Below are 23,969 nucleotides of genomic sequence, written 5' to 3' on the forward strand. Positions count from 1 at the left end.
CAGAGGATAGCCATATGACGCGCAAGCAACGGCGTTTGACCATGATCGGCGGTTCGCTCGCGGTGCTCGCCATTGCCGCAGCGCTGGTCTTGAACGCGATGCGCGACTCCATCGTGTTCTTTTCCACGCCGACGATGGCGGCCGAAAAGCAGATCCCGGCCGGCAAGCGGTTCCGTCTCGGCGGCTTGGTGCAGCCGGGATCGCTGGTGCGCGGTGACAATCTCGCGGTCAATTTCAGCGTCGCCGACGGCGGCGCCACGCTGCCGGTCGCCTACAAGGGAATTTTGCCGGACCTGTTCCGTGAAGGGCAGGGCGTCGTCGCCGAAGGCGCGCTGGATGCCTCCGGCGTCTTCAAGGCCGATACCGTGCTCGCCAAGCACGACGAGACCTATATGCCGAAGGACGTCGCCGACGCCCTGAAGAAACAGGGACACTGGAAGGACGATTACGGCGCCAAGCCTGGCGCGGCAGCCTCGGCCGCTCCGGTGCAAGGGGCTTCGAAATGATCGCGGAAGCCGGACATTACGCGCTGGTGCTGGCGCTCGGACTGGCGCTGATCCAATCAACCGTGCCGTTGCTCGGCGCGCGCTGGGGCGATCATGCCCTGATGAATGTCGCGCGCTCCGGTGCGCTCGCGCAATTGCTGTTCGTGGCGGCGTCGTTTGCGCTGCTGACGACGCTGCACGTGATGTCGGATTTCTCCGTCGTCAACGTGTTCGAGAACTCGCACTCGATGAAGCCGCTGCTCTACAAGATCACCGGCGTGTGGGGCAATCACGAAGGGTCGATGCTGCTCTGGGTGTTCATCCTGGCGCTGTTCGGCGGCCTGGTCGCCGCCTTCGGCAGCAATTTGCCGCTGTCGCTGCGCGCCCATGTGCTGGCGGTGCAGGGCTGGATCGCGTCCGCGTTCTATCTCTTCATCCTGCTCACCTCGAATCCCTTCCTGCGCATCGCAAGTCCGCCGATCGAGGGCCGCGACCTTAACCCGGTGCTGCAGGACATCGGCCTCGCCGTGCATCCGCCGATGCTCTATCTCGGCTATGTCGGGTTCTCGATCTCGTTCTCGTTCGCAGTTGCCGCCCTGATCGAAGGCCGCATCGATGCCGCCTGGGCGCGCTGGGTGCGGCCGTGGACGCTGGTGGCGTGGATATTCCTCACGCTCGGCATCGCGATGGGGTCGTACTGGGCCTATTACGAACTCGGCTGGGGCGGCTGGTGGTTCTGGGATCCGGTCGAGAATGCTTCCCTGATGCCCTGGCTGGCCGGCACCGCGCTGCTGCACTCCGCGGTCGTGATGGAAAAGCGCAACGCGCTGAAGGTCTGGACCATCCTGCTGTCGATCCTGACGTTTTCGCTGTCGCTGCTCGGCACGTTTTTGGTGCGCTCGGGCGTCCTGACCTCGGTGCATGCCTTCGCGACCGATCCGGCGCGCGGCGTGTTCATCCTGCTGATCCTCTGCCTGTTCATCGGCGGAAGTCTTTTGCTTTATGCCTGGCGCGCGTCGGCGCTGAAGCAGGGCGGACTGTTCGCGCCGATCTCGCGCGAGGGCGCGCTGGTGCTCAACAATCTTTTCCTCACCACGGCGTGTGCGACGGTGTTCATCGGAACGCTGTATCCGCTGGCGCTGGAGGTTTTGACCGGCGACAAGATTTCAGTCGGCCCGCCCTTCTTCAATCTGACGTGCGGACCCTTGTTCGTGCCGTTGATGCTTGCGATGCCGTTCGGGCCGCTGTTGGCGTGGAAGCGGGGTGACTTGCTCGGCGCGGCACAGCGGCTGACCGCGGCCGGCATCGCCGCATTGGTTGCGATTGCCGTGGCGTGGGCGTGGACCTATGGCGGCAGCACGTTCGCCCCGCTCGCGATTGGACTTGCGATTTTCGTCATAGCAGGCGCGTTGTGCGATCTTGCCGAACGCACCGGACTGTTCCGGACCGCCTTGCCGGTCGCGCTGCGGCGCGCGCGTGGATTGCCGCGCGCGACCTGGGGAACGGCGTTCGCCCATGCCGGCGTCGGCGTAGCCCTGATCGGAATCGTCTGCGAGACCACCTGGAACAGCGAATATATCGGCTCGATGATGCCCGGTGATGTTGCCAAGGTCGCCGGCTATCAACTGAAGCTCGACGGCGTCACGCAGCGGCAAGGGCCGAATTTCCGCGAGATGATCGCACAATTCACGGTCAGTCTCGACGGCGAGACGCTGCGCGTGATGACGCCCTCGAAGCGCACCTTCACCACACGCGAGACGTCGACCACCGAGGCCGCGCTGCTGACCCGCGGCGCCAGCCAGCTCTATATTTCGCTCGGCGAAACCAGCGCCGCCGCCATTGGGGTCCGCATCTTTCACAAGCCGCTGGTGCTCTTTATCTGGTGGGGTCCGGTGCTGATGGCGTTCGGCGGCCTGCTGTCGCTCTCGGATCGCCGCCTGCGCGTCGGCGCGCCGAAGCCTGCCGCCAAGACCGCCCGCGCATTGCAGCCGGCGGAGTGAGCCGTTGAGGAAGCTTCTCGCCTGCATTGCTGTTGTCGCACTCATGGCCGGATGCCCGGCCGCCTACGCTGTGCAGCCCGACGAGATCATGTCGGATCCCGTGAAGGAGGCGCGTGCGCGCGACCTGTCGCGCGAGTTGCGCTGCATGGTGTGCCAGAACCAGTCGATCGACGATTCCGACGCGCCGCTGGCGCGCGACCTGCGGCTCCTGGTGCGCGAGCGGATCGCGACCGGCGACAGCGACAGCCAGGTGATCGATTTCCTGGTGGCGCGCTATGGCGAGTTCGTGCTGCTGAAGCCGCGCTTCACGCCGCACACGTTATTACTGTGGCTGCTGCCGCCGCTCGCGCTGATCGGAGGCGGGCTGGCGCTATGGTTCTACAGCCGCCGCCGCTCGAATGCCGGCGGCACCGCCGATCCCTCGCTCCTGCACCTGACGGAGGATGAAGAGGCGAGGCTGGAGCGCCTGCTCGCGGCCGATGCGCCGGAAAGGCAGGCTTAGGCCCGTCGTTACAAGCGGACCACTTTCCGCTATGACTCCCCTTGTCAAAAACAACAAAGCCCAAGGGGGAAACCGGACATGGCCTTTTCACTCTACGACGCCAGCGTGGCGAATTACCTTCAAATCCTCGGCGGTGTCAGCGGCTTCCTCGAGCGCGGCCTCGCTCATTTTCGCGAAAAGAACATCGATCCGGAAACCATGGTCGAGGCGCGGCTGGCGCCGGACATGCTGCCGCTGCGCTTCCAGATCATCTCCGTCGCCCAGCATTCCCGCGGCGCCATCGAGGCTGCGCAGAGCGGAGAATTTCGTCCGCCCTCATTCAAAACGCCGTACGATTACGCCGGATTGCAGGCGCTGGTCGCGCAAACCCGCGAAGCCCTGGAAGGCTGGACGCCGGACGCCGTCAACGCGCTTGGCGGCCGCGACGTCGTCTTTCTGCTCGGCGATCACAAGCTACCCTTCACGACCGAGGGTTTTTTGATGTCGTTCTCGCTGCCCAACTTCTATTTCCACGCCACCACGGCCTACGACATCTTGCGCACCAACGGCGTGCCGCTCGGCAAGCGCGATTTCATGGGCCGGCTGAAGATGAAGAAGTGAGCGTGGCGTGTCATAACAGCACCACGCCCTGGATCAGGTAGATGGTAGAGACCGCGCCGATCACGTAGCGCGACCAGGTTCGGAATTGCGCCTCGCTGATCAGATCAAGCACCAGCCGCGAGAGCTGCGTTCCGGCGATCGCCAGCGGGATCGCGATCGCGACCGCCATCGGCGATACCCGCTCGCCGCCGCCAACCAACAGCTGGCCGAAATAGGCGACCTTGAGGAAGTGGCCGAGGAACTGCACCGCAGCCTTGGTCGCGACCTGCTGCTTGCGGTCGAGTTGTGAGCGGACGAAGAAGACGTCGAGGATGGGCCCGGATACGCCGGCCAGGAGCTGCAACATCGTACAGAGCGCGCCGCAGCCATAGTCGTGGCCCCGCCGCCGCAGGTCGGGCGCGAACCGAGGTGGAAGCGCCAGCCCGATGAAAGGCGTCAGGCCAATGATAATTAGGGCTACAGACTTGCTGGCCGTGACCGCGGCCGCGCTGATCGCCACGGTGACAATGGCCGCGCCAGCGGCATAATGGGCGACGATCCGCCAGTCGGTATGGGCTCGCCATTGCCAGGCCCGCCAGCCGCTGGATGCCATTTGCACCAGACCGTGCAGAACCATGGCTGATGCCAAAGGCATGAATGCCAGCAGGATTCCCAGCAGGATCATGCCTCCGGCCATCCCGAAAATGCCTGAGATGAAGGAGGTCGACACGATGGCGGCAGCGAAGCCGGCGGCGATGGGGAGGCTGAGCATGGGCGTCGTCCTGGTGAAATCCGATGCCGCTCGATGCGCGCTTGACGGCGCTGCCGCAAACGCGTTTAGTTCAGCCGTAGGCCAAGGAAAAGTTAGGCTAGAAGGGCAATCCCATGCGCCGCCTGCCTTCGCTGAACGGTTTGCGCGCCTTCGAGGCCGCGGCGCGCCATGGCAGTTTCGTGGCTGCCGGGCAGGAGCTGAACGTCACGCAGGCTGCGATCAGCCGCATGGTGCGGCTCCTGGAAGCGCGTCTCGGATTTCCACTGTTCGAGCGGCTGCCCAATGGCCTGGTGTTGACCGCGCAAGCGAGCGCGCTGCGGCCACATCTCACGGCGGCATTTGACTCGATTGCATCGAGCGTCGCGCAGGTCTCGGCAATGCGCACGACGCCTGTCTTGACCATCGGAGTCGGGCCGTCCTTTGCGACGCGCTGGATGATTCCGCGCCTTGCGAGCTTTTACCGTGCCCATCCCGAGATCGAGGTGCGGCTTGCGACCGGCGGCGCGATCAATCCGTTCCGGGATGACTGGACCTGCGGCATTCTTCTCGGTGGCGGCGATTGGCCGGAGCTGGCGGCGGAGCCGTTGTTTTCCGCCGACCTGTTTCCGGTATGCGCCGCTTCGATTGCCCGGCGGCTTGGCAAGCCATCGGACCTGACGCAGGAGAGCTTGCTGCAGGTGGTTCACTCGCCGGAGGATTGGCCGTTATGGCTCTCCGCCGCAGGCGTGAAACGGCGCCGCGCCGCGTTGGGGCCGAGTTTTGCCAATTACGGAATGGCGCTGCAGGCTGCGCTCGACGGCGTTGGTGTGGCGATTGGCCTGCGCCCCTATGTCGAAGACGACATCGCCATGGGACGTCTGGTCGCGCCGTTTTCGCTGTCGGTGCCGAAGGGTAGGGCCTGGTATCTTGTGTACCGTGCGTTCCGTGAAACCGATCCCGCTCTGATTGCCTTCCGCGACTGGCTCAGGCATCATTTCACGGAAAAGCCGCAGAGCTAACCGGCTGATAAGCCTGCGATATTCTGCCGCATCCATAACCGCCTGCATTACAAAAGTTTAATTCGCTAGCCAGCGCGCGGTAAGGCGGCAAGCCCCATGTTTAGTCCTGTCAGGTGTCCAGCCCCGCACCGTCGAATTCAGATTCTCTGGAGATTTTAGCAACATGACCGAACGTCCCGTCGATCTTTCCAAGCTTCCGTCCTACGGCGCAGCGCGCCGTTCGCTGTTCTCGGCACGCAAGTTCGCGCTGATGGCTTCCGTCGTCGCCGGCCTTGGCGCCGCCGTGTATGGCTTCTCGCCGCAGCAGGGCCCCATCGACATCTTCACCAGCCCGGCGCATGCGCAGGTCAACAACGAAGTCCGCAAGGTCGAGCGGCCGATTGGATTTGCCGACATTGTCGAGCGCGTGAAGCCCTCGGTGATCTCGGTCAAGGTCAACATTACCGAGAAGGCCGCGAAGGGTGATGACAGCGCCAACAAGGACGACGATTCGCCGTTCCAGCCGGGTTCGCCGATGGAGCGCTTCTTCCGCCGCTTCGGCGGTCCGGATGGCTTGCCGCCCGGCCTGCGCGGTGGACCGCGTGGCGGCCGCGGCCCGGTAACGGGTCAGGGTTCCGGCTTCTTCATCTCGCCTGACGGCTATGCCGTGACCAACAACCACGTGGTCGATGGCGCCGACAAGGTCGAAGTCACCATGGACGATGGCAAGACCTTCACCGCGAAGGTGATCGGCACCGATCCTCGCACCGACCTGGCGCTGATCAAGGTCGCGGGCAGCAAGGATTTCCCGTTCGCCAAGCTGTCCGATAGCAAGCCGCGGATCGGCGACTGGGTGCTCGCCGTCGGTAACCCGTTCGGCCTCGGCGGAACTGTGACCGCCGGTATCGTCTCGGCTTCCGGCCGCGACATCGGCAACGGCCCGTATGACGACTTCATCCAGATCGACGCGCCCGTGAACAAGGGCAACTCCGGCGGTCCGGCGTTCGATACCAACGGAGAAGTGATGGGCGTCAACACCGCGATCTATTCGCCGTCCGGCGGCAGCGTCGGCATCGCGTTCTCGATCCCGGCTTCGACGGTCAAGAGCGTGATTGCCCAGCTCAAGGACAAGGGCACGGTCAGCCGCGGCTGGATCGGTGTCCAGATTCAGCCGGTGACGTCTGACATCGCCGACAGCCTCGGCATGAAGAAGGCGGAAGGCGCGCTGGTGGCGGAACCGCAGTCGAATGGTCCGGCGGCCAAGGCCGGTATCCAGTCCGGTGACGTCATCACCGGCGTGAATGGCGAGCCGGTCAAGGATGCCAAGGAACTCGCCCGCACCATCGGCGGCCTCGCGCCCGGCGCCGCGGTAAAGCTCAACGTGCTGCAGAAGGGCCAGGACAAGGTCATCAACCTCACGCTCGGCCAGCTGCCGAACACGATTGAGGCCAAGGCCGACACCGACAAGGAAGACAAGGGTAGCCTGAGCAAGGGAGCCGGCGTGCCGAAACTCGGCCTGACGGTTGCCCCCGCCAACAGCGTGGCCGGCGCCGGCAAGGAAGGCGTCGTGGTCACCGAGGTCGACCCGAAGAGCGCGGCGGCCGAACGCGGCTTCAAGGAAGGCGACGTCATTCTTGAGGTTGCCGGCAAGAGCGTGACCAGCGCCGGCGAGGTTCGTGAGGCAATCGACGCCGCCCGCACCGACAACAAGAACAGCGTTCTCATGCGCGTGAAGAGCGGCGGTTCGTCGCGCTTCGTCGCGGTGCCGCTGGCAAAGGGCTAAACGAGGACTACATATCAGATGGAGGGTTTCGCCGGCATTCGTCGCCCCCGCCGACGTCTCCTTCCGGGGAGCGGGTCCAAAACTCGCTCCCTCTGGCTACCTTCCAGCGGAATACGCCCCCCTCCGTCGGAAGGGCCTAAGGGCGGTGAGGTCCCCCAGCTTCACCGCCCGCTCTTTTCACTTGATCGAGAGATTGGCTGGTCGCCTTGCATGTGCAGGGCGGCCGCGCCATGGTGAGAGAAGGCAAATTCCCGTGACCCCAACTGCCCCGCAAATGCGCCTGCTAATCATCGAAGACGACCGCGAGTCCGCCGACTATCTGGTCAAGGCGTTTCGTGAAGTCGGCCATGTCGCCGATCTCGCCAGCGACGGCGACGAAGGGCTGTCGATGGCCGATGGCGGCGAGTACGACGTGCTCGTGGTGGACCGCATGCTGCCCAAGCGCGACGGCCTCTCCGTGATCGGTGCGCTGCGTGAGAAGGGCAATCGCACGCCGGTCCTGATCCTATCCGCGCTCGGCCAGGTCGACGACCGCATCAAGGGGCTGCGCGCCGGCGGCGACGACTATCTGCCAAAGCCCTATTCATTCGCCGAGCTGCAGGCCCGCGTCGAGGTGCTGTCGCGCCGCAATGTCGGCCCGGCCGAAGAGACCACCTACCGCGTCGGTGATCTCGAGCTCGACCGTCTCTCGCACCGTGTCGCCCGCGGCAAGGACGAACTGACGCTGCAGCCGCGCGAGTTTCGCCTGCTCGAATATTTGATGAAGCATGCCGGCCAGGTGGTGACCCGCACCATGCTTCTGGAAAACGTCTGGGATTATCATTTCGATCCGCAGACCAACGTCATCGATGTGCATATTTCACGGTTGCGCTCCAAGATCGACAAGGGATTTGAACGGCCCTTGCTGCACACGATCCGCGGCGCCGGATACATGATCCGTGACGGCCTTCGGTAAACTGATCCGCACCACGGCGTTTCGGCTGACGCTGGTCTATCTGTTCCTGTTTGCGCTGTTCGCCGCCTCGCTGCTGGGCTATTTCGCCTGGAATACGCGCCGGCTGATCAACGAGCAGATCACCACCACCGTCAACGCGGAAATCGCCGAGATCGAGATCTTCTACGCACGCCGCGGCCTGCAAGGCCTTGCCACCACGCTCGGCTACCGGGCGCTGCGGCCCGGCGCCAACCTCTATCTCGTCACCACGCCGGAGGGCAGGGCGTTCGGCGGCAATGTCGAATCGCTGTCCCCAGGCGTGATGGCCTCGACAGGTTGGTCCGAGACGGCGTACCGCCGGCTCGACGAGCGGGATACCGCCAACCACCGCGCGCTGGTGCGCGTCACCCAACTCGACAACGGTTTCCGCCTGCTGGTCGGTCGCGATCTCGAGGAACGAAGGCGGCTGTTCGGGATCGTCGCGAATGCCGCTCAATGGTCGCTGCTGGTCGTCATCGTGCTCGGTCTCGGCGGCGGCATCTTCGTAGCGCGGCGGGTGCTGCGCCGGATCGATGCCATGACCGGCACCACCCAGCGCATCATGGCCGGCGACCTCTCCGGGCGTCTTCCGGTCGGGCGCTCCGGCGACGAACTCGATCGTCTCGCGGAAAACCTCAACGCCATGCTGGAGCGCATCGAGGCGCTGATGACGGGGCTGAAGGAAGTCTCGGACAATATCGCCCATGACCTGAAGACGCCGCTGACGCGGATGCGCAACCGCGCGGAGGAGGCGCTGGCGAGTTCCGGCAGCGAGGCCGAATACCGCGCGGCGCTGGAGCGGACCATAGAAGAATCCGATGGCCTGATCCGCACCTTCAACGCACTCTTGATGATCGCGCGCGCCGAGTCCGGCCAGGCGCGCGGCAACATGGATGATTTCGACGCGGCCGACGTTGCCAGGGGCATCCACGAATTGTACGAACCGCTGGCCGAGGACGACGGCATGACGCTGCGTGTCAGGGCCGCGGCCGCGCCGTTGCATGGCAACCGCGAACTGATCAGCCAGGCGCTCGCCAACCTGGTCGAGAACGCCATCAAATACGGCAAGCCTTCGCCGGTGGTGCAGCCGCTGGACCCTGCGGCCGCCGCACGCGTCAGGGAAATCCTGATCGAGTCCCGCCGAGAGGGCGACCGGGTGCTGCTCAGCGTCACCGACCATGGCCCCGGCATCCCCGAAGCGGACCGTAAGCACGCCGTCGAACGGTTCGTGCGGCTGGAGGCGAGTCGGACACTGCCGGGTTCCGGCCTCGGCCTCAGCCTGGCGTCCGCTGTGGCGACCCTGCATGGCGGCGAGCTCCGGCTCGGCGATTCGCATCCCGGCCTGACCGTGACGCTGGTCATTCCGGCGCTATCTGCCGCGGCTGACAGGCTTGCGGCCCAAACGCCGGATGTGCCACAGAAGGTGGCATGAATTCCTCTGCCTTGGCCGCGCGGTTCGTGAGCGGGCCGCATATTCCCGCCAGCAGCAACGCCGAACAACGCCTGGGAGACTGGCTCGCCGAACTGGAGCCGCAGCAGGCGGCTGAGATCGGCGCGTGGCTGGACCGTCCGCCGGCCCGGGCCATCCTGCTCGGCATCGCCGAGTTCTCGCCATACCTGTTCGACCTGATCCGCGCCGACGCCGCGCGGCTGATCCGCCTCCTGGCATGCGACCCGGAACAGCATCTTACCGCGCTGATCGAGAAGACCTCGCACGACGTGCTCGCCGCCTCGGGCGAAGCTGACGTCATGCATCTGCTTCGCCGCATGAAGTCGGAAGCCGCGCTGTTGATTGCGCTGTGCGACATCGGCGGGGTCTGGCCGGTGATGCGGGTGACGGCGGCGCTGACTGACCTCGCGGTAACCTCCGTCCAGACTGCCTTGCGCTTCCTGCTGCGCCAGGAGGTCGCGCGCGGCCGCATGACCGCCCTCAATCAGGACCGGCCGGAGGAGGGTTCCGGCCTGATCGTGCTCGCGATGGGCAAGATGGGCGCGGGCGAACTGAACTATTCCAGCGACATCGACCTGATCGTGTTTTTCGATCCTGCCGCGACCTCACTTGTGGCCGACATCGAGCCGGCGCCGTTCTTCGTGCGCGTCACGCAGGCGCTTGCCCGCCTGCTGCAGCAGCGCTCCGGCGACGGCTACGTGTTCCGCGTCGACCTGCGCCTGCGCCCCGATCCGGCCTCGACGCAGGTCGCGATGTCGACTGACGCGGCGCTGCATTATTACGAGCGGGAAGGGCGGACCTGGGAGCGCGCCGCGATGATCAAGGCGCGCGTCTGCGCCGGCGACGCCAAAGCGGGGGAAGCGCTGATCGCGGAACTTTCGCCGTTCGTCTGGCGCAAGCATCTGGATTTTGCCGCGCTTGCCGATGTCCACGACATGAAGCGGCAGATGCAGACCTTTCGCGGCCAGAGCGAGATCGCGGTCGAAGGCCACAACGTCAAGGTTGGCCGCGGCGGCATCCGCGAGATCGAGTTTTTCGCGCAGACCCAACAGCTCATTGCCGGCGGCCGCCATGCTGAATTACGGGTGCGTCCGACGCTGCTCGCGTTGCAGGTTTTGGCCAACAGCAACTGGATCACCTTTCAGGCCCGCGAAGAACTGACGACGGCTTACGAGTTCCTGCGCAGCGTCGAGCACCGGCTGCAGATGATCGCCGACGAGCAGACCCATGCGCTGCCCGAAGACGCCGAGGCCGTGGAGCGCTTTGCGAACTTCTTCGGCTATGAGAGCAGGGCAAGCTTTGCCAAGGATCTGCTCGGCCATCTCAACATCGTGCAGGGACATTATGGCAAGCTGTTCGAGGGCGATCCGGCCGGCACGGTGAAACTCCCGCAAGTCAACTACGCCGCAGGTCCTGAGGATGCGCGCCTGCTCGACCATCTGGCGACGCTCGGCTTCAAGAAGCCGGTGGCGGTGGCCGGCACGCTGCAACTCTGGATGCAGGGCGATTATCGCGCGCTCCGCACCGAAGCGACCAAGGCCGCCTTCATCGAATTCGTGCCCGGCTTGATTGACGGGCTTGCGCATGCCGAAGACCCTGACGATGCGGTTACCGCGTTCGACCGTTTTCTCGGCGCTTTGCAGCGCGGCGGCCGGCTGATCTCACTCTTGCGAGAGAACCGCGATTTGGTTGCGCTGGTGGCGCTGATCCTCGGCGCGGCGCCACGGCTCGGCGACATGCTGGCGCGCCAGCCGCAGATCATGGACGGCCTGATCGATCCCCGTTTCTTCGGCGCGATGCCGGACCAGAAGGAATTGTCCGCGCGGCTGGCGGCGACGCTAAAGGACGCGGCCTCTTACGAAGATTTTCTCGATCGCCTGCGGCTGTTCGGCCAGGAAAGCCTGTTCCTGATCGGCACGCGCATTCTCTCCGGTACAGTTTCCGCCCAGCAGGCCAGCGTCGCCTTTGCTGACGTCGCCGAGGGCATCGTGCATACCGTGCATGGTCTGGTCAGAGACCAGTTCGCTACCCAGTACGGCCGCATCAGGGAGCAGGAGACCGCGATCGTCGCGATGGGCCGGCTCGGCAGCCGCGAGATGACGGCATCCTCCGATCTCGACCTGATCCTGTTGTATGATTTCGATGGAGACAATCCCGATTCCGACGGCGAGCGATCGCTGCACGGCGCGCAATATTTCGCGCGGCTGACCCAGCGGCTGATCTCGGCGTTCACCACCCGGACCAATTACGGCGTGCTCTATGACGTCGACATGCGGTTGCGCCCCTCCGGCCGGGCCGGCCCGCTGGCGTCGCGGATCGATTCATTCGCCGACTACCAGGAACGCGAGGCCTGGACCTGGGAGCACATGGCGCTGACGCGGGCGCGGGTGATTTCGGCTTCACCGGCGTTCCGCGAGAAGATCGAGGCCATCATCCGCAGCGTGCTGACGCGGCCGCGGGATGCTGCCTCCACCGCCGGCGACGTCGCCGACATGCGCCGGGCGATCGCGCAGGAAAAAGGCGAGGACGATATCTGGAACCTCAAGCTCGCCGCCGGCGGGCTGGTCGATATCGATTTCATCGCGCAATACCTGCAGCTGGTGCATGCCTCCGAGAAACCGGAAATCCTCAGCGTCTCCACGTTGCAGGTGCTCGACAACGCCGCGCGCCTCGGCGTGCTGCCGCAGTCCGACGCGGAGATATTGCGCTCCGCGGCGCGGCTCTATCACGACCTGACGCAGATCATCAGGCTGTGCGTCACCGGCAAGTTCAATCCGGAAACATCAGGCGATAATCTCCTGCACGTGATGGCGCGCGCCGGCGACACGCCGGATTTCTCGACGCTGGAGGCGCGCGTGCGCGAGACGCAGGGCGAGGTGAGGCGGGTGTTTCTCGCCTTGGTGAGCGGCGATCGTTCGTAGGATGGGTAGAGCGAAGCGAAACCCATCAATCGCGTCCACGGAGGTATGATGGGTTTCGCTGCGCTCTACCCATCCTACGGGAACGGATCGAAAGCCACTACAACGCCCGTGCCGCGTTGCCCTTGAACAGGATCGGGCCGGTCGGTCGTCCGATGGGTGAGCCGCCTTCAGGCTCCAGCGTGATCTCGAACAGCTGGTTTTGCACGGTTTCCGGCAACGACTCCAAATTCAGCTGCAGCGTGCGCGACTGACCGGTGAGGCCGATCGACTTCGGGCCAACGGTGCGATCCCACAGCGTCCAGACCTGCAGCGTGCGGCCGGCAGGAACCTCGATCGGGCGTAGCGGAATGAGCTCGACCCGGCCATTGGAAAATGCGTTGACGATGGCTCCAGCCTCTTTGGTCGCGTCGTTCACCAGCACGGCGACGTAGACAGGTTTGCTCTGCGCCAGCGCAATCAGATCGTGGCGAAGGTGGCGCGACGTTGTCAACGCGCCGATCATGATCACCGCAAAGAGCAGCGCGGCGAGACCGCCGCCGATGCCGGCGAAACGCCAGAACTTGATGTCGTGCCAAAGCGTGGCGCCACGCAGCGCGGCGCGCGCGGAGGGCAGGGCGTCGATCGGCGCGGTTTTGGTTGCGTCCGCGATGCGCTGCCAGAGCGCCGGGCTCGGTGGGGTTTCCTCGGCCGTGAGGTCGAGGTCCGCAAGCCGTGCCCGCCACGCGCTGACGGCCTGAGCGAACGATTGGTCGGTTGCGAGGCGCTGTTCGGCGGCGGCGTGTTCCGCGCCGTCCAGCAGGCCCATCACGTAATCGCCGGCCATGGCGTTATCGAGGTCGTGCGGGTTCATCCCATGCACTCCTGCAACGCAAAGAGGCTGCGCCGTACCCAGCTCTTGACCGTGCCGAGCGGCACCTTGAGCCGTCCCGCCAATTCGCCGTGACTCATACCGTGCACATAAGCCAGCACCACGACGTCGCGGCGGGGGCGGTCGATCTGTTCGAGGCAACGGCGCAGCGCGCTGGTCTCCGGCATCCGCGACAGGGTGGCCTCGCAGTCGACGTCCTGAACGTTGTCATCGGATGCTTCATAGCGGTGCTCATCGCGATGAATGCTGAGTGCGCGGTTGCGCACCACTGCATAGAGCCAGCCGCGCGCGCTGCCGCGGCGCGGATCGAACCCGGCCGCGCCGCGCCAGATCCGGATAAAGGCGTCGTGCACCGCTTCTTCCGCAAGATCCTGCCGGAACAGGATGCGGCGGGCGATGCCGACCATGCGCGGCGCCTCGCTGTCGTAGATCACGCGCAAAGCAGTACGGTCGCCCGCCGCGCAACGCGCCAGCGCCGCGGCAAGCTGCGCCTCGCGCTCCCGATCCAGCAGGTCGGGCGCCTGCACGCTGGCTGTGATGGTGCCATTTCCAGTCATGTCTATGCCCTTGCATAGTTGTTCTACCGTGAGATGCGGCATTTGGATGCATGTGCCGAAAATTTTTTTCAGCGTGCTGCATCCGTTTCGCCGCGCCGCCGGTACCCGCTGTGTTGGTCCCGAGAGGATCATGGAACACAGGGAGCTTTACGATGAATTTTCGCTCAATTTTCGCCGCTTCGGCCGATTGTTGCTGTCATCCGCAGCCGCCAACGCCGCGCAGGTCGCCGCCCTGATCGGCGGCGACACCATTGCGATGGTCGATACCGCGCAGAGAAGGCCACCGGGTCCGTCAAGGTGACCGGCATTTCCGGTGCGCTGGTCGGCATCGACGTCCGTCCGGCCGACGGCATGCTTTATGGACTGGTCGACGATGGCACCATTGTGACCATCGCGGCGGACGGCAAGGCCACGACGAAGTCGAAGCTCGACACCATGCTGGCCAAGGGCGTCGCCGCGACGGTCGATTTCAATCCGGTGGCGGACCGCCTTCGCGTGATGGGCGCGGACGGGATGAACCTGCGGGCCAATGTCGACGACGGCAAGGTGACCAAGGACGGCGACCACAAATATGCGGACGGCGACATGCACAAGGGCGAGAAGCCGAACATCGTTGCCGGCGCCTACACCAATTCGGTCAAGGGCGCCAAGGAGACGGCGTTGTTCAATATCGATGCGACCATCGGCGGATTGATCAAGCAGGCGCCGCCGAATGAAGGCGTGCTCGGCGCGATCGGAAAGCTTGGCATCAAGGCGGACAGCGTCGCGTTTGACATCTGGTCCGATGGCGCCGGCAAGAACGAAGCCTGGCTGATGGCGGGCGATACGCTCTACAGCGTCGACCTCGCCACCGGAAAGGCGACCGAGGCCGCAAAAATCGCAGGCGTCAGCGGCACGGTGAAGGATATTGCGATCATGGGAATGTAGGGATTCCGGAATCAAGAGGAATCCAGGTTCGCGCCAAGCCGCTCACCTCTCCCTCACCCCGCGCTTGCGGAGGAGGGTTGGGGTGAGGGGCGCTTTCGGAAATGTTCACTGCACCAGGTAGCGACTCGCTGTTGGTCGAACAATCGTCCACGGCGTCCGCTCCGTCACCTCGGGAAATATTCCCGACGATCGTCGGGTGACCAACCCAAGCTCAACTCCTCCCTGTGCGTTATTGCTGTGCGTGCATAATTCTAAATACACAACCGCACGAAAGAATAGCCAGGGAGGAACATATGTGCACATTGCCTCGCCATGCCGGCTGCTCTCACGATGCAGACGGGCTCAATCGACGTTACATGTTAAAGAGGCTCATGGCACTGGGCCTGACAGCGCCGCTCGCCACATTCGTCCTCGATCGCAGGGCCATGGCGGCGATCAGCTTTCTCGACCGCGCGGAGCTCATCGACGGCGTGACGGCGCTCATCGCCAGGGCCAAATCCCCCGAGCTTCGCGAGGCTCGGGTCTTCGATCTTTCCGGCAGCGAGTTGCCATGGAAGGACCTCGGGATCAGCCTCGCCAAGGGGCAGGAAGTGACGTTCCTGCTCGGCGGCCGCGTGTGGCTCGCCCGCGAACAGGATCTGTGGGTCGAGCCCGGCGTTGCGTTTCACGTACGCACCCGGGGCGCCCGCCCCATGTTCAATCCAATGAGCAACACCGGCACGATGACGGCCGCCGCCGAGGGTCCCCTCGAGATGGCGCGATCGCTCGTCGAGTTCAGCGATGCGGACGGCGAACTGGCGGTGCCGAAGGACGAATACGCCAAGGCGGACGCGCGCATCTACGGCGTGGCGCTGGTCTGGCGCGGCAGTGCGCTCGCCGGTCTGACAAGCCTGCTCAGCCACGGCGACGTCGACGGCATCGTTGCTGCGGAGCTGGCGCGGCTCCAGTCGCTCCGCAAGCTGCCTGCGGGCTGGCACAACTTCTTCATGCTGGGCGGCGGTCCGGTCATCTTCAATGATATCGGCAACGGCGCGATTTCCGTCGAGCCGCTGAAGAACGCCGGCATTCTGCAGCGCCCCGTCGGCATCGAACTGAAGCCGCAGACCAAGCTGAGCTGGCGCTGGATCGTCGAGGAGCTGCCGTCGCGGCTGCCGGAAAACCAGCTCACCTCGCACGACTACCTCTCCATTGCCGCGGAGTTCGACGACGGCCAGGACCTCACCTACTTCTGGAGTTCGAGCCTTCCGGTCGGCACCGCGTTCCGCTGCCCGATCCCGCGCTGGACGCCGCTCGAGTCGCACATGGCGGTCCGCAGCGGTTTCGCCGACCTCGGCAAGTGGGTCAGCGACGAGCGTGACATCTACGCGGACTACAAGGAGCACATCGGCGGCGCTGGCAAAACCGTCGTCAACATCTGGCTGCTCGGCGTCTCTCTCTTCCAGCGCCGCAGCGGCTCGTGCCGCTTCGCCGACATGCAGATATCCCAACCGGGCGCCGGAACCCTGAAGCTTTGAGACAACGCGGGGAGTGCTCGTAGGATGGGGAGAGCGAAGCGAAACCCATCAACTCAGTCCCCGGAGGGATGATGGGTTTCGCTTCGCTCTACCCATCCTACTGGACTACCCATCCTGCGGGACCTGTTTAGGCTTGCTTCAGCGTCTCGAGCGCGTCGCGCACATTGGGGTCCAGCCCGATGCCGCCGGCGTCCAGATGCGCGAAGATCGCCTTGCGCATCCGCGGATCCCAGAACTTCTTGATGTGGTCGGCAATGCCGGGCACCGCCTTGTCGTGGCCCTGGCTCTGAAAGAATTTTCCGATTTGATTGGCCATGTAGATCAGCCGATCAGGCGACATGGGTAGCCTCCGCAACGCCAGTAGTCCGTAAGGCCGCAACCCGTTCCGGATGTGTGAAAACTTCGAAGCCGTCGGATCGTGCAATGGCGGCCAGTGTTATGCCGGCGGCATCTGCCGTGCGCACGGCCAGTGCGGTCGGCGCCGATACCGCGACCATGACAGGCGTGCCCATCGCCGCGGTCTTTTGCACCATTTCCACCGAAACGCGGCTGGTCAGCAGCACGATGCCGTCGGCCGCGGGTATTTCGGCGAGCGCCAGCGCGCCGGCGAGCTTGTCCAATGCGTTGTGGCGGCCGACATCCTCGCGCAGGCATACGATGCCGCGCGCCGGCGTCCAGAACGCCGCGGCATGCACCGCGCGCGTCACGATGTTGATCGCCTGCAGCGGAACAATGCCGGCCATCGCTTCCATGATGTCAGCCGGCGCGAACGTGCGTCCCTTCGGAACGATCGCGGCGGGGCGGATCGCCTCCGCAATCGACTCGACGCCGCAGATGCCGCATCCGGTCGGGCCCGCGATATGCCGCCGCCGCTCGTTGACAAGTTCGGCGCTGGAAGGGGTCAGCCACATCCGCAGTTCGATACCGTCGTCGACTTCGACGATGTCGAATGTCTCGATCTCGTCCGGCGATTGCACGATCCCTTCGCTGAGGCTGAAGCCGACGGCGAAGTCCGCCAGATCATGTGGCGTGCCCATCATCACGGCGTAGGTGCCCCCATTGTAGGTCAACGCCAGGGCGGTCTCTTCCGGAATCTGGCGCGTGCCAGTGCTGACGCCGCCGTCGCGCCAGACCTGCCGCTTCGCTGAATAGACCGGGCGCGGCATGCCTTACTCCGCGGCTTCCGCCGGCGCGATACGGCGAGAGTGGCGGGCCTGCTCGTCATAGGCCTTCTGCCAGTCGCTTGGACCATTGGACGGTGAAATCTGCACGGCCGTGACTTTGTATTCCGGACAGTTGGTAGCCCAGTCCGAATACTCCGTCGTGATCACATTGGCCTGCGTGTCCGGGTGGTGGAAGGTGGTGTAGACCACGCCCGGCGCCACGCGGTCGGTGATGTCAGCACGCAGGGTGGTTTCACCGGCGCGGCTCTTCAGCCGCACCCAATCGCCGTCGCGGATGCCGCGCTGCTCGGCGTCGTGGGGGTGTATTTCGAGCAGGTCCTCGGCATGCCAGACCACGTTTTCGGTGCGGCGGGTCTGTGCGCCGACATTGTACTGGCTGAGAATGCGGCCCGTCGTCAGCAGCAGCGGGAACCGTGGCCCCGTGCGTTCGTCGGTCGGGATATATTCGGTGACGACAAACTTGCCCTTGCCGCGCACAAAACCGCCGATATGCATGACGGGCGTGCCCTCCGGCGCCTTCTCGTTGCAGGGCCACTGCACCGAGCCGAGCTCTTCGAGCTTGGCGTAGGAGACGCCGGCAAAGGTCGGCGTCAGCGCCGCGATCTCGTCCATGATCTCGGAGGGGTGGTTGTAGCTCATCTCAAAGCCCATCGCTTTGGCGAGGCCGATGGTCACTTCCCAGTCGGCGAGGCCGTTGCGCGGCGTTATCACCTTGCGGACGCGCTGGATGCGGCGCTCGGCGTTGGTGAAGGTGCCGTCCTTCTCCAGGAAGGTCGATCCCGGCAGGAAGACATGCGCATAGTTTGCCGTCTCGTTGAGGAAGAGGTCATGCACGATGACGCATTCCATCGACGACAGCGCCGCCACCACATGCTTGGTGTTAGGGTCGGACTGCAGGATGTCCTCGCCCTGCACGTAGAGGCCCATGAAGGTGCCTTCGATCGCGGCGTCGAACATGTTGGGAATGCGCAGGCCCGGCTCGGGGTTGAGCTTGACGTTCCACATCGCCTCGAACTGGTCGCGCACGGCGTCGCCGGAGATATGGCGATAGCCGGGCAGTTCGTGCGGGAACGAACCCATGTCGCAGGAACCCTGAACGTTGTTCTGGCCGCGCAGCGGGTTTACGCCGACGCCGGGACGGCCGATATTGCCGGTCGCCATCGCGAGGTTGGCGATTGCGATCACGGTCGTCGAACCCTGGCTGTGCTCGGTGACGCCGAGCCCGTAATAGATCGCGCCATTGCCGCCGGTAGCGAACTGCCGCGCCGCTTCGCGCAGATCCTTTGGATCGACGCCGGTCATGATCGCGGTAGCTTCCGGGCTGTTTTTCGGCAGCGCCACGAAGGCGGCCCATTCCTCAAACTCGCTCCAGTCGCAGCGCTCGCGCACGAAGGCTTCGTCGACGAGGCCCTCTGTGACAATCACATGCGCCAGAGCGGTGAGCACGGCGACGTTGGTGCCGGGCATCAGCGGCAGATGCAGCGCCTTCATGTGCGGGCCTTCCACCATTTCGGTGCGGCGCGGATCGAGCACGATCAGCCTGGCGCCCTGGCGCAGTCGCTTCTTCAGCCGCGAGGCGAACACGGGGTGGGCGGAGGCCGGATTGGCGCCGATCACCATGACGACGTCGGTGTGTTCGACCGAGTCGAAATCCTGCGTGCCGGCCGATGTTCCAAAAGTCTGCGACAGGCCGTAGCCGGTCGGCGAATGGCAGACGCGGGCGCAGGTGTCGACATTGTTGTTGCCGAAACCGCCGCGGATCAGTTTCTGCACCAGATAGGTCTCCTCATTGGTGCAGCGGGAGGAGGTGATGCCGCCGACGGCGTCGCGGCCATACTTTTGCTGAATGCCCTTGAATTTCGCTGCAGCGAAGTTGAACGCTTCGTCCCACGACACCTCGCGCCAGGGATCGGCGATATTCTCGCGGATCATCGGCTTGAGGATGCGTTCCTTGTGGGTGGTGTAGCCCCAGGCGAAGCGGCCCTTGACGCAGGAATGGCCGCGATTGGCCTTGCCGTCCTTGTAGGGAACCATGCGCACCACTTCCTCGCCGCGCATCTCCGCCTTGAAGGTGCAGCCGACGCCGCAATAGGCGCAGGTGGTGACGAGGGAATGCTCGGGCTGGCCGATTTCGATGACAGATTTTTCGGTCAGCGTAGCCGTCGGGCAGGCCTGCACGCAGGCGCCGCAGGACACGCATTCGGAGCCGAGGAAACTTTCGCTCATGCCGGGCGAGACGCGGCTGTCGAAGCCGCGGCCCGAGATCGTCAGCGCGAAGGTGCCCTGAACTTCCTCGCAGGCGCGGACGCAGCGCGAGCAGACGATGCATTTCGAGGGGTCGTAGGTGAAGTAGGGGTTGGACTCGTCCTTCGGCATCCAGTTGTCGTTGCTGCAGCCATCCGACTTGGCGAAAACGTGATTCTCGCCCTCATAGCCGTAGCGCACGTCGCGCAAGCCGACCGCACCCGCCATGTCCTGCAATTCGCAGTCGCCGTTGGCGGCGCAGGTCAGGCAGTCCAGCGGATGGTCGGAGATGTACAGCTCCATCACACCCTTGCGCAGCTTCTTCAGGCGCTCGGTCTGGGTATGGACGACAAGGCCGTTCATCGCGGGCGTGGTGCAGGAAGCTGGAGTTCCGGCGCGGCCCTCGATCTCGATCAGGCAGAGGCGGCAGGAGCCGAAGGCGTCAACCATGTCGGTCGCGCAAAGCTTTGGAATCTGCGTGCCGGCTTCCATGGCTGCGCGCATGATCGAGGTGCCCTCGGGCACTGTGATACTGTTGCCGTCGATGGTGAGCGTCACCATCGCTTCGGATTTCGAGCGGGGCGTGCCGAAGTCGGTTTCTTGAATGAGTGACATGGCGTGGTCCTTTATTCCGCGGCCTGCAGGGTGGCCGGTGCCGGGCCAAAATCTTCCCGGAAGTGTTTCAGTGCGCTCATGACAGGGTAGGGCGTGAAGCCGCCGAGCGCGCACAGCGAGCCGAATTTCATGGTGTTGCAGAGGTCTTCGACCACGGCGAGGTTCTCGGAGGTGCGTTCGCCGCGAATGATCTTGTCGATGGTCTCGACGCCGCGCGTCGAGCCGATCCGGCATGGCGTGCACTTGCCGCAGGACTCGACGGCGCAGAACTCCATCGCAAAGCGCGCCTGCTTGGCCATGTCGACGCTGTCGTCGAACACGACGATGCCGCCATGGCCGATCAGCCCATCGCGCGCCGCAAAGGCTTCGTAGTCGAACGGCGTATCGAACAGGGTGCGGGGGAAATACGCGCCGAGCGGTCCACCGACCTGCACGGCGCGCACTGGGCGGCCACTCGCGGTGCCTCCGCCGATATCGTCAATCAGTTCGCCGAGCGTGACGCCGAACGCGGTTTCGAACAGGCCGCCATGCTTGATGTTGCCGGCGAGTTGGATCGGCATGGTGCCGCGCGAGCGGCCCATGCCAAAGTCCGCATAGGCCTTGGCGCCGCCGGCGAGGATGAAGGGGATCGCCGCGAACGACAGCACGTTGTTGATCACGGTCGGCCGGCCGAACAGGCCCTTGTGCGCGGGCAGCGGCGGCTTAGCGCGGACGATGCCGCGGCGGCCTTCGAGGCTCTCCAGCAGCGAGGTTTCCTCGCCGCAGACATAGGCGCCAGCGCCGACCCGGACTTCGAGATCGAAAGTGTGGTTGGAGCCGACGATGCGCTCGCCCAGATAGCCGGTGCGCCGGGCGGCCGCGATCGCGGCGTTCATCGCCGCCACCGCGTGTGGATATTCCGAGCGGATGTAGATGTAACCCTTGGTGGCGCCGACAGCGATGCCGGCGATCGTCATGCCTTCGATCACGACGAAGGGATCGCCCTCCATGATCATCCGGTCGGCAAATGTGCCGCTGTCGCCTTCGTCGGCGTTGCAGACGATGTATTTGCGGTCGGCGCTGGCTTGCGCCACGGTCTTCCACTTGATGCCGGTCGGGAAGCCCGCGCCGCCGCGCCCGCGCAGTCCGGACGCCGTGACATCGGCGAGGATCTCGTCCGATGTCAGCGTCAGCGCGCGCTCCAGCCCCTTGTAGCCGTCATGCGCGCGATAGTCCTTGACGGAGCGCGGATCGATTATGCCGCAACGCGCAAACGTCAGACGAGTCTGCCGCTTCAGCCAGGGGATTTCGTCCGCGAGACCAAGCCACAGCGCGTGCGGGTCATTGCTCGCCATCGCATCGAACAGGGAGGGGATGTCCGCCGGGCTTACCGGGCCGTAGGCGACGCGGCCTCTCACCGTCGCCACCTCGACCATCGGCTCCAGCCAATAAAGCCCGCGCGATCCGTTCCTGACGATCTCGATCGGGAGTCCGCGCTTCTCCGCGGCCTGCTCGAGCGCGGCAACGACGTCATCGGCGCCGACAGCAATCGCCCCGGCATCGCGGGGAACGAAAATCCGCATTTTCATCGCTGCGCCTCCGCTACCAACGCATCGAGGCGCGCCTCGTCCAACCGCCCGACGACGCGGCCATCGAGCATCGCCGACGGCGCGGTGGCGCACAGCCCGAGGCAATAGATCGGCTCCAGCGTGACGCGTGAATCGGCAGTAGTGTTTCCGATCGCGATACCGAGCCTCGCTTCCACGCGCGCGGTGAGCGCATCGCCGCCCGCGGCCTGGCACGCCTCGGCGCGGCACAGTTTCAGCACGTGGCGCCCGGCGGGTTCGTGGCGGAAATCATGGTAGAACGTGAACACGCCGTGGACTTCGGCCCGCGACAGGCTGAGCGCGGATGCGATCATCGGAATGGCGGGCTCCGGCACGTAACCGAACGCTTCCTGCATCGCGTGCAGGATTACCAGCGTCGCGCCTTCCAGCTTGTCGTGTTCAGCGATGATCTCGGCGCCGCGCGCTTCATTCCAGGGTTCGTAGGTCGACATCATCCGCATTCCGATCAGAGGTTGTAGCCTCCTATCAAAACGTGGAATCGCTGCCGATATCAATAAAGCTGTCTCATGTTGCGATTTCAAAACGCAATCAAGACAAGGACATAGGCAAAGCCTATGGGTCGATGCCGCGCGGATTGGCTGGTTAACGCCTGGTTATCGCAACGTTTCGCAGCGGAACGCGCCCGTCAGGCCTGTCCTGGCGAGCGCGTCGTATGTTCGATCATTGTTTTCAGAAAATGCCCGGCACCAGCATCGCCACCTTTTCACGATAGCGCCGATATTCACTGCCGAACATCGCCACCAGATCGCGCTCTTCGAGGTAGATGCCGACGAAAATGTAGGCCGTCGTCACCGCCGCGAACAGCAGATGGCCGAGTGTCATCATAGGCGTACACCAGAAGGCAATGATGAAGCCGAGATAGATCGGATGCCGGATCAGGCGATACAGGCCCGGCGTCTTGAACTTCATGGGCTCAGTCACACGCCCGGCAAAATGCGTCACCACCTGGGTCAATCCGAACAGCTCGAAATGGCTGATCAGGAAGGTGCTGTAGAGCACGATGAGCCAGCCCAGGAAGCCGCCCGCGGTCACGACGCCGGCGAGAACAGGGGCTTCGATGTTCCAGACGGTCGCCGGCATCGGCTGCCACTGCCAGTACAGCAGTATCAGCGAGAGACTCGCCAGCAGCACATAGGTCGAGCGTTCGATCGCAGGCGAGGCGAAGCGCGCGAACAGCTTTTTGAAGCCCTGCCGCGCCATCCCGCTGTGCTGCACGGCGAAGATCGACATCAGCACCAAATTGACCAGCAGGGCGGTCTGCGGCGAGGACGTCGAGCCGGTATCGACGGTCTTGGGTACGACATATCCCGAGACGAAGCCGACCGCGTAAAGGAATGTGCCGAAGAAAATCAGATAGGCGAGGCCGCCATAGCAGAGAGTGAGCAGCCGCGTGGCAAGAGAGGCGATGGCGCGAGGCGCCGCACTCGGTCCGGTTTGCATCGTAATCGACATCTAAAATCTCCTGGGTTTGAAATGTTGACGTAAAAAAATCGTCTTGGGGCAATGGCCTTGTTCAGGACTGTCTGAGGCGTCTCCGCTTGCGCAGCCGCGCGGCTCTTTCGAGGGCGTCATCGATCGGGCCGCGGTAGATGCGCTTGTTGTTCAGGCCGCGATTGCCAGCGTGGTGTAACGCGAGCCAGGCGGCTTGCCGTTCGCGGTAGGCGATGGCGGCGGCCATCCAGCCGTTGAGAAGGCGCTTCAGGCGCGTGGGCTGGACGGGTGGGTTGGCGACGGGGCTGGTACGGATCCTCGCGCGGGCTTGCATGGCGCTCTCGTGCGGCAACAAGCCTTCTGGCGAAAAATCCGGCTTAGTGGGATTGAGCAACAAGCCGATCATAGTCATCTCCGATTGAGCCGTGATTGACCGGTCTGTAGATTGAGTGGCCTGTTCCCGCTTGGCGGATTTCTTGAGAAGAGCTTTCTTTTTCCTCCGGAACTGGCTGTTTTTGCTTAGTTTGTTGTGCGAACCGCCCGACGGGGGCGGAGCCTCATGCCGGATTAGCGAAAGTGG

The 23,969-nt window shown here is 64.5% G+C and carries 22 protein-coding genes; 12 read left to right on the forward strand and 10 right to left on the reverse strand.

Annotated elements, in window-relative coordinates:
* Window positions 1-14 precede the first annotated feature (14 nt).
* The 4 genes from ccmE (at window position 15) to ACPPVP_RS15240 (ending at window position 3,587) form a co-directional block, all read left to right on the forward strand.
* A complete protein-coding gene (gene ccmE, locus ACPPVP_RS15225; RefSeq protein WP_426535581.1) occupies window positions 15-506 on the forward strand; it encodes a cytochrome c maturation protein CcmE in 492 nt (163 codons plus the stop codon).
* On the forward strand, window positions 503-2,485 hold the full coding sequence (locus ACPPVP_RS15230) for a heme lyase CcmF/NrfE family subunit (RefSeq protein ID WP_426535583.1): 1,983 nt from the start codon (window positions 503-505) through the stop codon (window positions 2,483-2,485). Before ccmE ends, ACPPVP_RS15230 begins: the two co-directional genes overlap by 4 nt.
* Window positions 2,486-2,528: 43 nt before the next feature.
* Window positions 2,529-2,987, forward strand: a complete 459-nt coding sequence (locus ACPPVP_RS15235; protein ID WP_426537854.1) for a cytochrome c-type biogenesis protein — start codon at window positions 2,529-2,531, stop codon at window positions 2,985-2,987.
* A 78-nt stretch (window positions 2,988-3,065) separates the two neighbouring features.
* Entirely contained in the window at window positions 3,066-3,587 is a 522-nt protein-coding gene (locus ACPPVP_RS15240) for a DUF1993 domain-containing protein (protein ID WP_426535585.1), read from the forward strand.
* Window positions 3,588-3,597: 10 nt separating this feature from the next.
* Here ACPPVP_RS15240 and ACPPVP_RS15245 read toward each other — a convergent pair whose 3' ends face one another.
* Entirely contained in the window at window positions 3,598-4,338 is a 741-nt protein-coding gene (locus tag ACPPVP_RS15245) for a TSUP family transporter (RefSeq protein WP_426535587.1), read from the reverse strand.
* Between the two features lie 113 nt (window positions 4,339-4,451).
* Here ACPPVP_RS15245 and ACPPVP_RS15250 point away from each other — a divergent pair, with 113 nt between their 5' ends.
* The 5 genes from ACPPVP_RS15250 to ACPPVP_RS15270 all read left to right on the forward strand — a co-directional run bounded on the left by ACPPVP_RS15250 (window position 4,452) and on the right by ACPPVP_RS15270 (window position 12,442).
* The gene (locus tag ACPPVP_RS15250) at window positions 4,452-5,336 is read left to right on the forward strand and encodes a LysR substrate-binding domain-containing protein (protein WP_426535589.1); all 885 of its coding nucleotides are present in this window, start codon (window positions 4,452-4,454) and stop codon (window positions 5,334-5,336) included.
* 163 nt (window positions 5,337-5,499) lie between these two features.
* The gene (locus tag ACPPVP_RS15255; protein WP_426535591.1) at window positions 5,500-7,098 is read left to right on the forward strand and encodes a Do family serine endopeptidase; all 1,599 of its coding nucleotides are present in this window, start codon (window positions 5,500-5,502) and stop codon (window positions 7,096-7,098) included.
* A 274-nt stretch (window positions 7,099-7,372) separates the two neighbouring features.
* On the forward strand, window positions 7,373-8,053 hold the full coding sequence (locus ACPPVP_RS15260) for a winged helix-turn-helix domain-containing protein (RefSeq protein WP_426537856.1): 681 nt from the start codon (window positions 7,373-7,375) through the stop codon (window positions 8,051-8,053).
* Window positions 8,037-9,503: an ATP-binding protein gene (locus tag ACPPVP_RS15265; protein ID WP_426535593.1), complete on the forward strand. Its 1,467-nt coding sequence runs from the start codon at window positions 8,037-8,039 to the stop codon at window positions 9,501-9,503. The genes ACPPVP_RS15260 and ACPPVP_RS15265 overlap by 17 nt, the downstream gene beginning before the upstream one ends.
* Entirely contained in the window at window positions 9,500-12,442 is a 2,943-nt protein-coding gene (locus tag ACPPVP_RS15270; protein ID WP_426535595.1) for a bifunctional [glutamine synthetase] adenylyltransferase/[glutamine synthetase]-adenylyl-L-tyrosine phosphorylase, read from the forward strand. The genes ACPPVP_RS15265 and ACPPVP_RS15270 overlap by 4 nt, the downstream gene beginning before the upstream one ends.
* A 97-nt stretch (window positions 12,443-12,539) precedes the next feature.
* On the opposite strand, the gene ACPPVP_RS15275 is transcribed toward ACPPVP_RS15270, so the two are convergent.
* A complete protein-coding gene (locus ACPPVP_RS15275; RefSeq protein WP_426535597.1) occupies window positions 12,540-13,292 on the reverse strand; it encodes an anti-sigma factor in 753 nt (250 codons plus the stop codon).
* Window positions 13,289-13,867, reverse strand: a complete 579-nt coding sequence (locus ACPPVP_RS15280; protein ID WP_426535607.1) for a sigma-70 family RNA polymerase sigma factor — start codon at window positions 13,865-13,867, stop codon at window positions 13,289-13,291. The genes ACPPVP_RS15275 and ACPPVP_RS15280 overlap by 4 nt, the downstream gene beginning before the upstream one ends.
* 130 nt (window positions 13,868-13,997) lie before the next feature.
* Between ACPPVP_RS15280 and ACPPVP_RS15285 the strand changes: the two genes are divergently transcribed.
* From ACPPVP_RS15285 to ACPPVP_RS15295, 3 genes are all read left to right on the forward strand, one after another.
* Window positions 13,998-14,168: a hypothetical protein gene (locus ACPPVP_RS15285; protein ID WP_426535609.1), complete on the forward strand. Its 171-nt coding sequence runs from the start codon at window positions 13,998-14,000 to the stop codon at window positions 14,166-14,168.
* On the forward strand, window positions 14,165-14,794 hold the full coding sequence (locus ACPPVP_RS15290; protein ID WP_426535611.1) for a DUF4394 domain-containing protein: 630 nt from the start codon (window positions 14,165-14,167) through the stop codon (window positions 14,792-14,794). The genes ACPPVP_RS15285 and ACPPVP_RS15290 overlap by 4 nt, the downstream gene beginning before the upstream one ends.
* Window positions 14,795-15,165: 371 nt before the next feature.
* The gene (locus ACPPVP_RS15295) at window positions 15,166-16,308 is read left to right on the forward strand and encodes a DUF3047 domain-containing protein (RefSeq protein ID WP_426535613.1); all 1,143 of its coding nucleotides are present in this window, start codon (window positions 15,166-15,168) and stop codon (window positions 16,306-16,308) included.
* Between the two features lie 127 nt (window positions 16,309-16,435).
* On the opposite strand, the gene ACPPVP_RS15300 is transcribed toward ACPPVP_RS15295, so the two are convergent.
* From ACPPVP_RS15300 to ACPPVP_RS15330, 7 genes are all read right to left on the reverse strand, one after another.
* Window positions 16,436-16,648: a formate dehydrogenase subunit delta gene (locus ACPPVP_RS15300; RefSeq protein WP_426535615.1), complete on the reverse strand. Its 213-nt coding sequence runs from the start codon at window positions 16,646-16,648 to the stop codon at window positions 16,436-16,438.
* The gene (fdhD, locus tag ACPPVP_RS15305; RefSeq protein WP_426535617.1) at window positions 16,638-17,474 is read right to left on the reverse strand and encodes a formate dehydrogenase accessory sulfurtransferase FdhD; all 837 of its coding nucleotides are present in this window, start codon (window positions 17,472-17,474) and stop codon (window positions 16,638-16,640) included. Before fdhD ends, ACPPVP_RS15300 begins: the two co-directional genes overlap by 11 nt.
* Window positions 17,475-17,477: 3 nt before the next feature.
* Window positions 17,478-20,351, reverse strand: a complete 2,874-nt coding sequence (fdhF, locus tag ACPPVP_RS15310) for a formate dehydrogenase subunit alpha (RefSeq protein WP_426535619.1) — start codon at window positions 20,349-20,351, stop codon at window positions 17,478-17,480.
* An 11-nt stretch (window positions 20,352-20,362) separates the two neighbouring features.
* Window positions 20,363-21,919 (reverse strand): formate dehydrogenase beta subunit, encoded by a 1,557-nt coding sequence (locus tag ACPPVP_RS15315; RefSeq protein ID WP_426535621.1) that lies wholly within the window; start codon window positions 21,917-21,919, stop codon window positions 20,363-20,365.
* Window positions 21,916-22,392: a formate dehydrogenase subunit gamma gene (locus tag ACPPVP_RS15320; protein ID WP_426535623.1), complete on the reverse strand. Its 477-nt coding sequence runs from the start codon at window positions 22,390-22,392 to the stop codon at window positions 21,916-21,918. Before ACPPVP_RS15320 ends, ACPPVP_RS15315 begins: the two co-directional genes overlap by 4 nt.
* A gap of 235 nt (window positions 22,393-22,627) precedes the next feature.
* Window positions 22,628-23,410: a methanethiol S-methyltransferase gene (mddA, locus tag ACPPVP_RS15325; RefSeq protein WP_426535625.1), complete on the reverse strand. Its 783-nt coding sequence runs from the start codon at window positions 23,408-23,410 to the stop codon at window positions 22,628-22,630.
* A gap of 61 nt (window positions 23,411-23,471) precedes the next feature.
* The gene (locus tag ACPPVP_RS15330; RefSeq protein WP_426535627.1) at window positions 23,472-23,795 is read right to left on the reverse strand and encodes a hypothetical protein; all 324 of its coding nucleotides are present in this window, start codon (window positions 23,793-23,795) and stop codon (window positions 23,472-23,474) included.
* Window positions 23,796-23,969: the final 174 nt, after the last annotated feature.

The sequence above is a fragment of the Bradyrhizobium sp. McL0615 genome, from assembly GCF_049993905.1.
Lineage (GTDB): Bacteria > Pseudomonadota > Alphaproteobacteria > Rhizobiales > Xanthobacteraceae > Bradyrhizobium.

Bases quoted from the DNA above. Each gene is read 5' to 3' on its own strand.
- ccmE (WP_426535581.1), top strand. From the start codon at position 15: ATGACGCGCAAGCAACGGCGTTTGACCATGATCGGCGGTTCGCTCGCG.
- ACPPVP_RS15230 (WP_426535583.1), top strand. From the start codon at position 503: ATGATCGCGGAAGCCGGACATTACGCGCTGGTGCTGGCGCTCGGACTG.
- ACPPVP_RS15235 (WP_426537854.1), top strand. From the start codon at position 2,529: ATGGCCGGATGCCCGGCCGCCTACGCTGTGCAGCCCGACGAGATCATG.
- ACPPVP_RS15240 (WP_426535585.1), top strand. From the start codon at position 3,066: ATGGCCTTTTCACTCTACGACGCCAGCGTGGCGAATTACCTTCAAATC.
- ACPPVP_RS15245 (WP_426535587.1), bottom strand. From the start codon at position 4,338: ATGCTCAGCCTCCCCATCGCCGCCGGCTTCGCTGCCGCCATCGTGTCG.
- ACPPVP_RS15250 (WP_426535589.1), top strand. From the start codon at position 4,452: ATGCGCCGCCTGCCTTCGCTGAACGGTTTGCGCGCCTTCGAGGCCGCG.
- ACPPVP_RS15255 (WP_426535591.1), top strand. From the start codon at position 5,500: ATGACCGAACGTCCCGTCGATCTTTCCAAGCTTCCGTCCTACGGCGCA.
- ACPPVP_RS15260 (WP_426537856.1), top strand. From the start codon at position 7,373: ATGCGCCTGCTAATCATCGAAGACGACCGCGAGTCCGCCGACTATCTG.
- ACPPVP_RS15270 (WP_426535595.1), top strand. From the start codon at position 9,500: ATGAATTCCTCTGCCTTGGCCGCGCGGTTCGTGAGCGGGCCGCATATT.
- ACPPVP_RS15275 (WP_426535597.1), bottom strand. From the start codon at position 13,292: ATGAACCCGCACGACCTCGATAACGCCATGGCCGGCGATTACGTGATG.
- ACPPVP_RS15280 (WP_426535607.1), bottom strand. From the start codon at position 13,867: ATGACTGGAAATGGCACCATCACAGCCAGCGTGCAGGCGCCCGACCTG.
- ACPPVP_RS15285 (WP_426535609.1), top strand. From the start codon at position 13,998: ATGGAACACAGGGAGCTTTACGATGAATTTTCGCTCAATTTTCGCCGC.
- ACPPVP_RS15295 (WP_426535613.1), top strand. From the start codon at position 15,166: ATGGCACTGGGCCTGACAGCGCCGCTCGCCACATTCGTCCTCGATCGC.
- ACPPVP_RS15300 (WP_426535615.1), bottom strand. From the start codon at position 16,648: ATGTCGCCTGATCGGCTGATCTACATGGCCAATCAAATCGGAAAATTC.
- fdhD (WP_426535617.1), bottom strand. From the start codon at position 17,474: ATGCCGCGCCCGGTCTATTCAGCGAAGCGGCAGGTCTGGCGCGACGGC.
- fdhF (WP_426535619.1), bottom strand. From the start codon at position 20,351: ATGTCACTCATTCAAGAAACCGACTTCGGCACGCCCCGCTCGAAATCC.
- ACPPVP_RS15315 (WP_426535621.1), bottom strand. From the start codon at position 21,919: ATGAAAATGCGGATTTTCGTTCCCCGCGATGCCGGGGCGATTGCTGTC.
- ACPPVP_RS15320 (WP_426535623.1), bottom strand. From the start codon at position 22,392: ATGATGTCGACCTACGAACCCTGGAATGAAGCGCGCGGCGCCGAGATC.
- mddA (WP_426535625.1), bottom strand. From the start codon at position 23,410: ATGTCGATTACGATGCAAACCGGACCGAGTGCGGCGCCTCGCGCCATC.
- ACPPVP_RS15330 (WP_426535627.1), bottom strand. From the start codon at position 23,795: ATGATCGGCTTGTTGCTCAATCCCACTAAGCCGGATTTTTCGCCAGAA.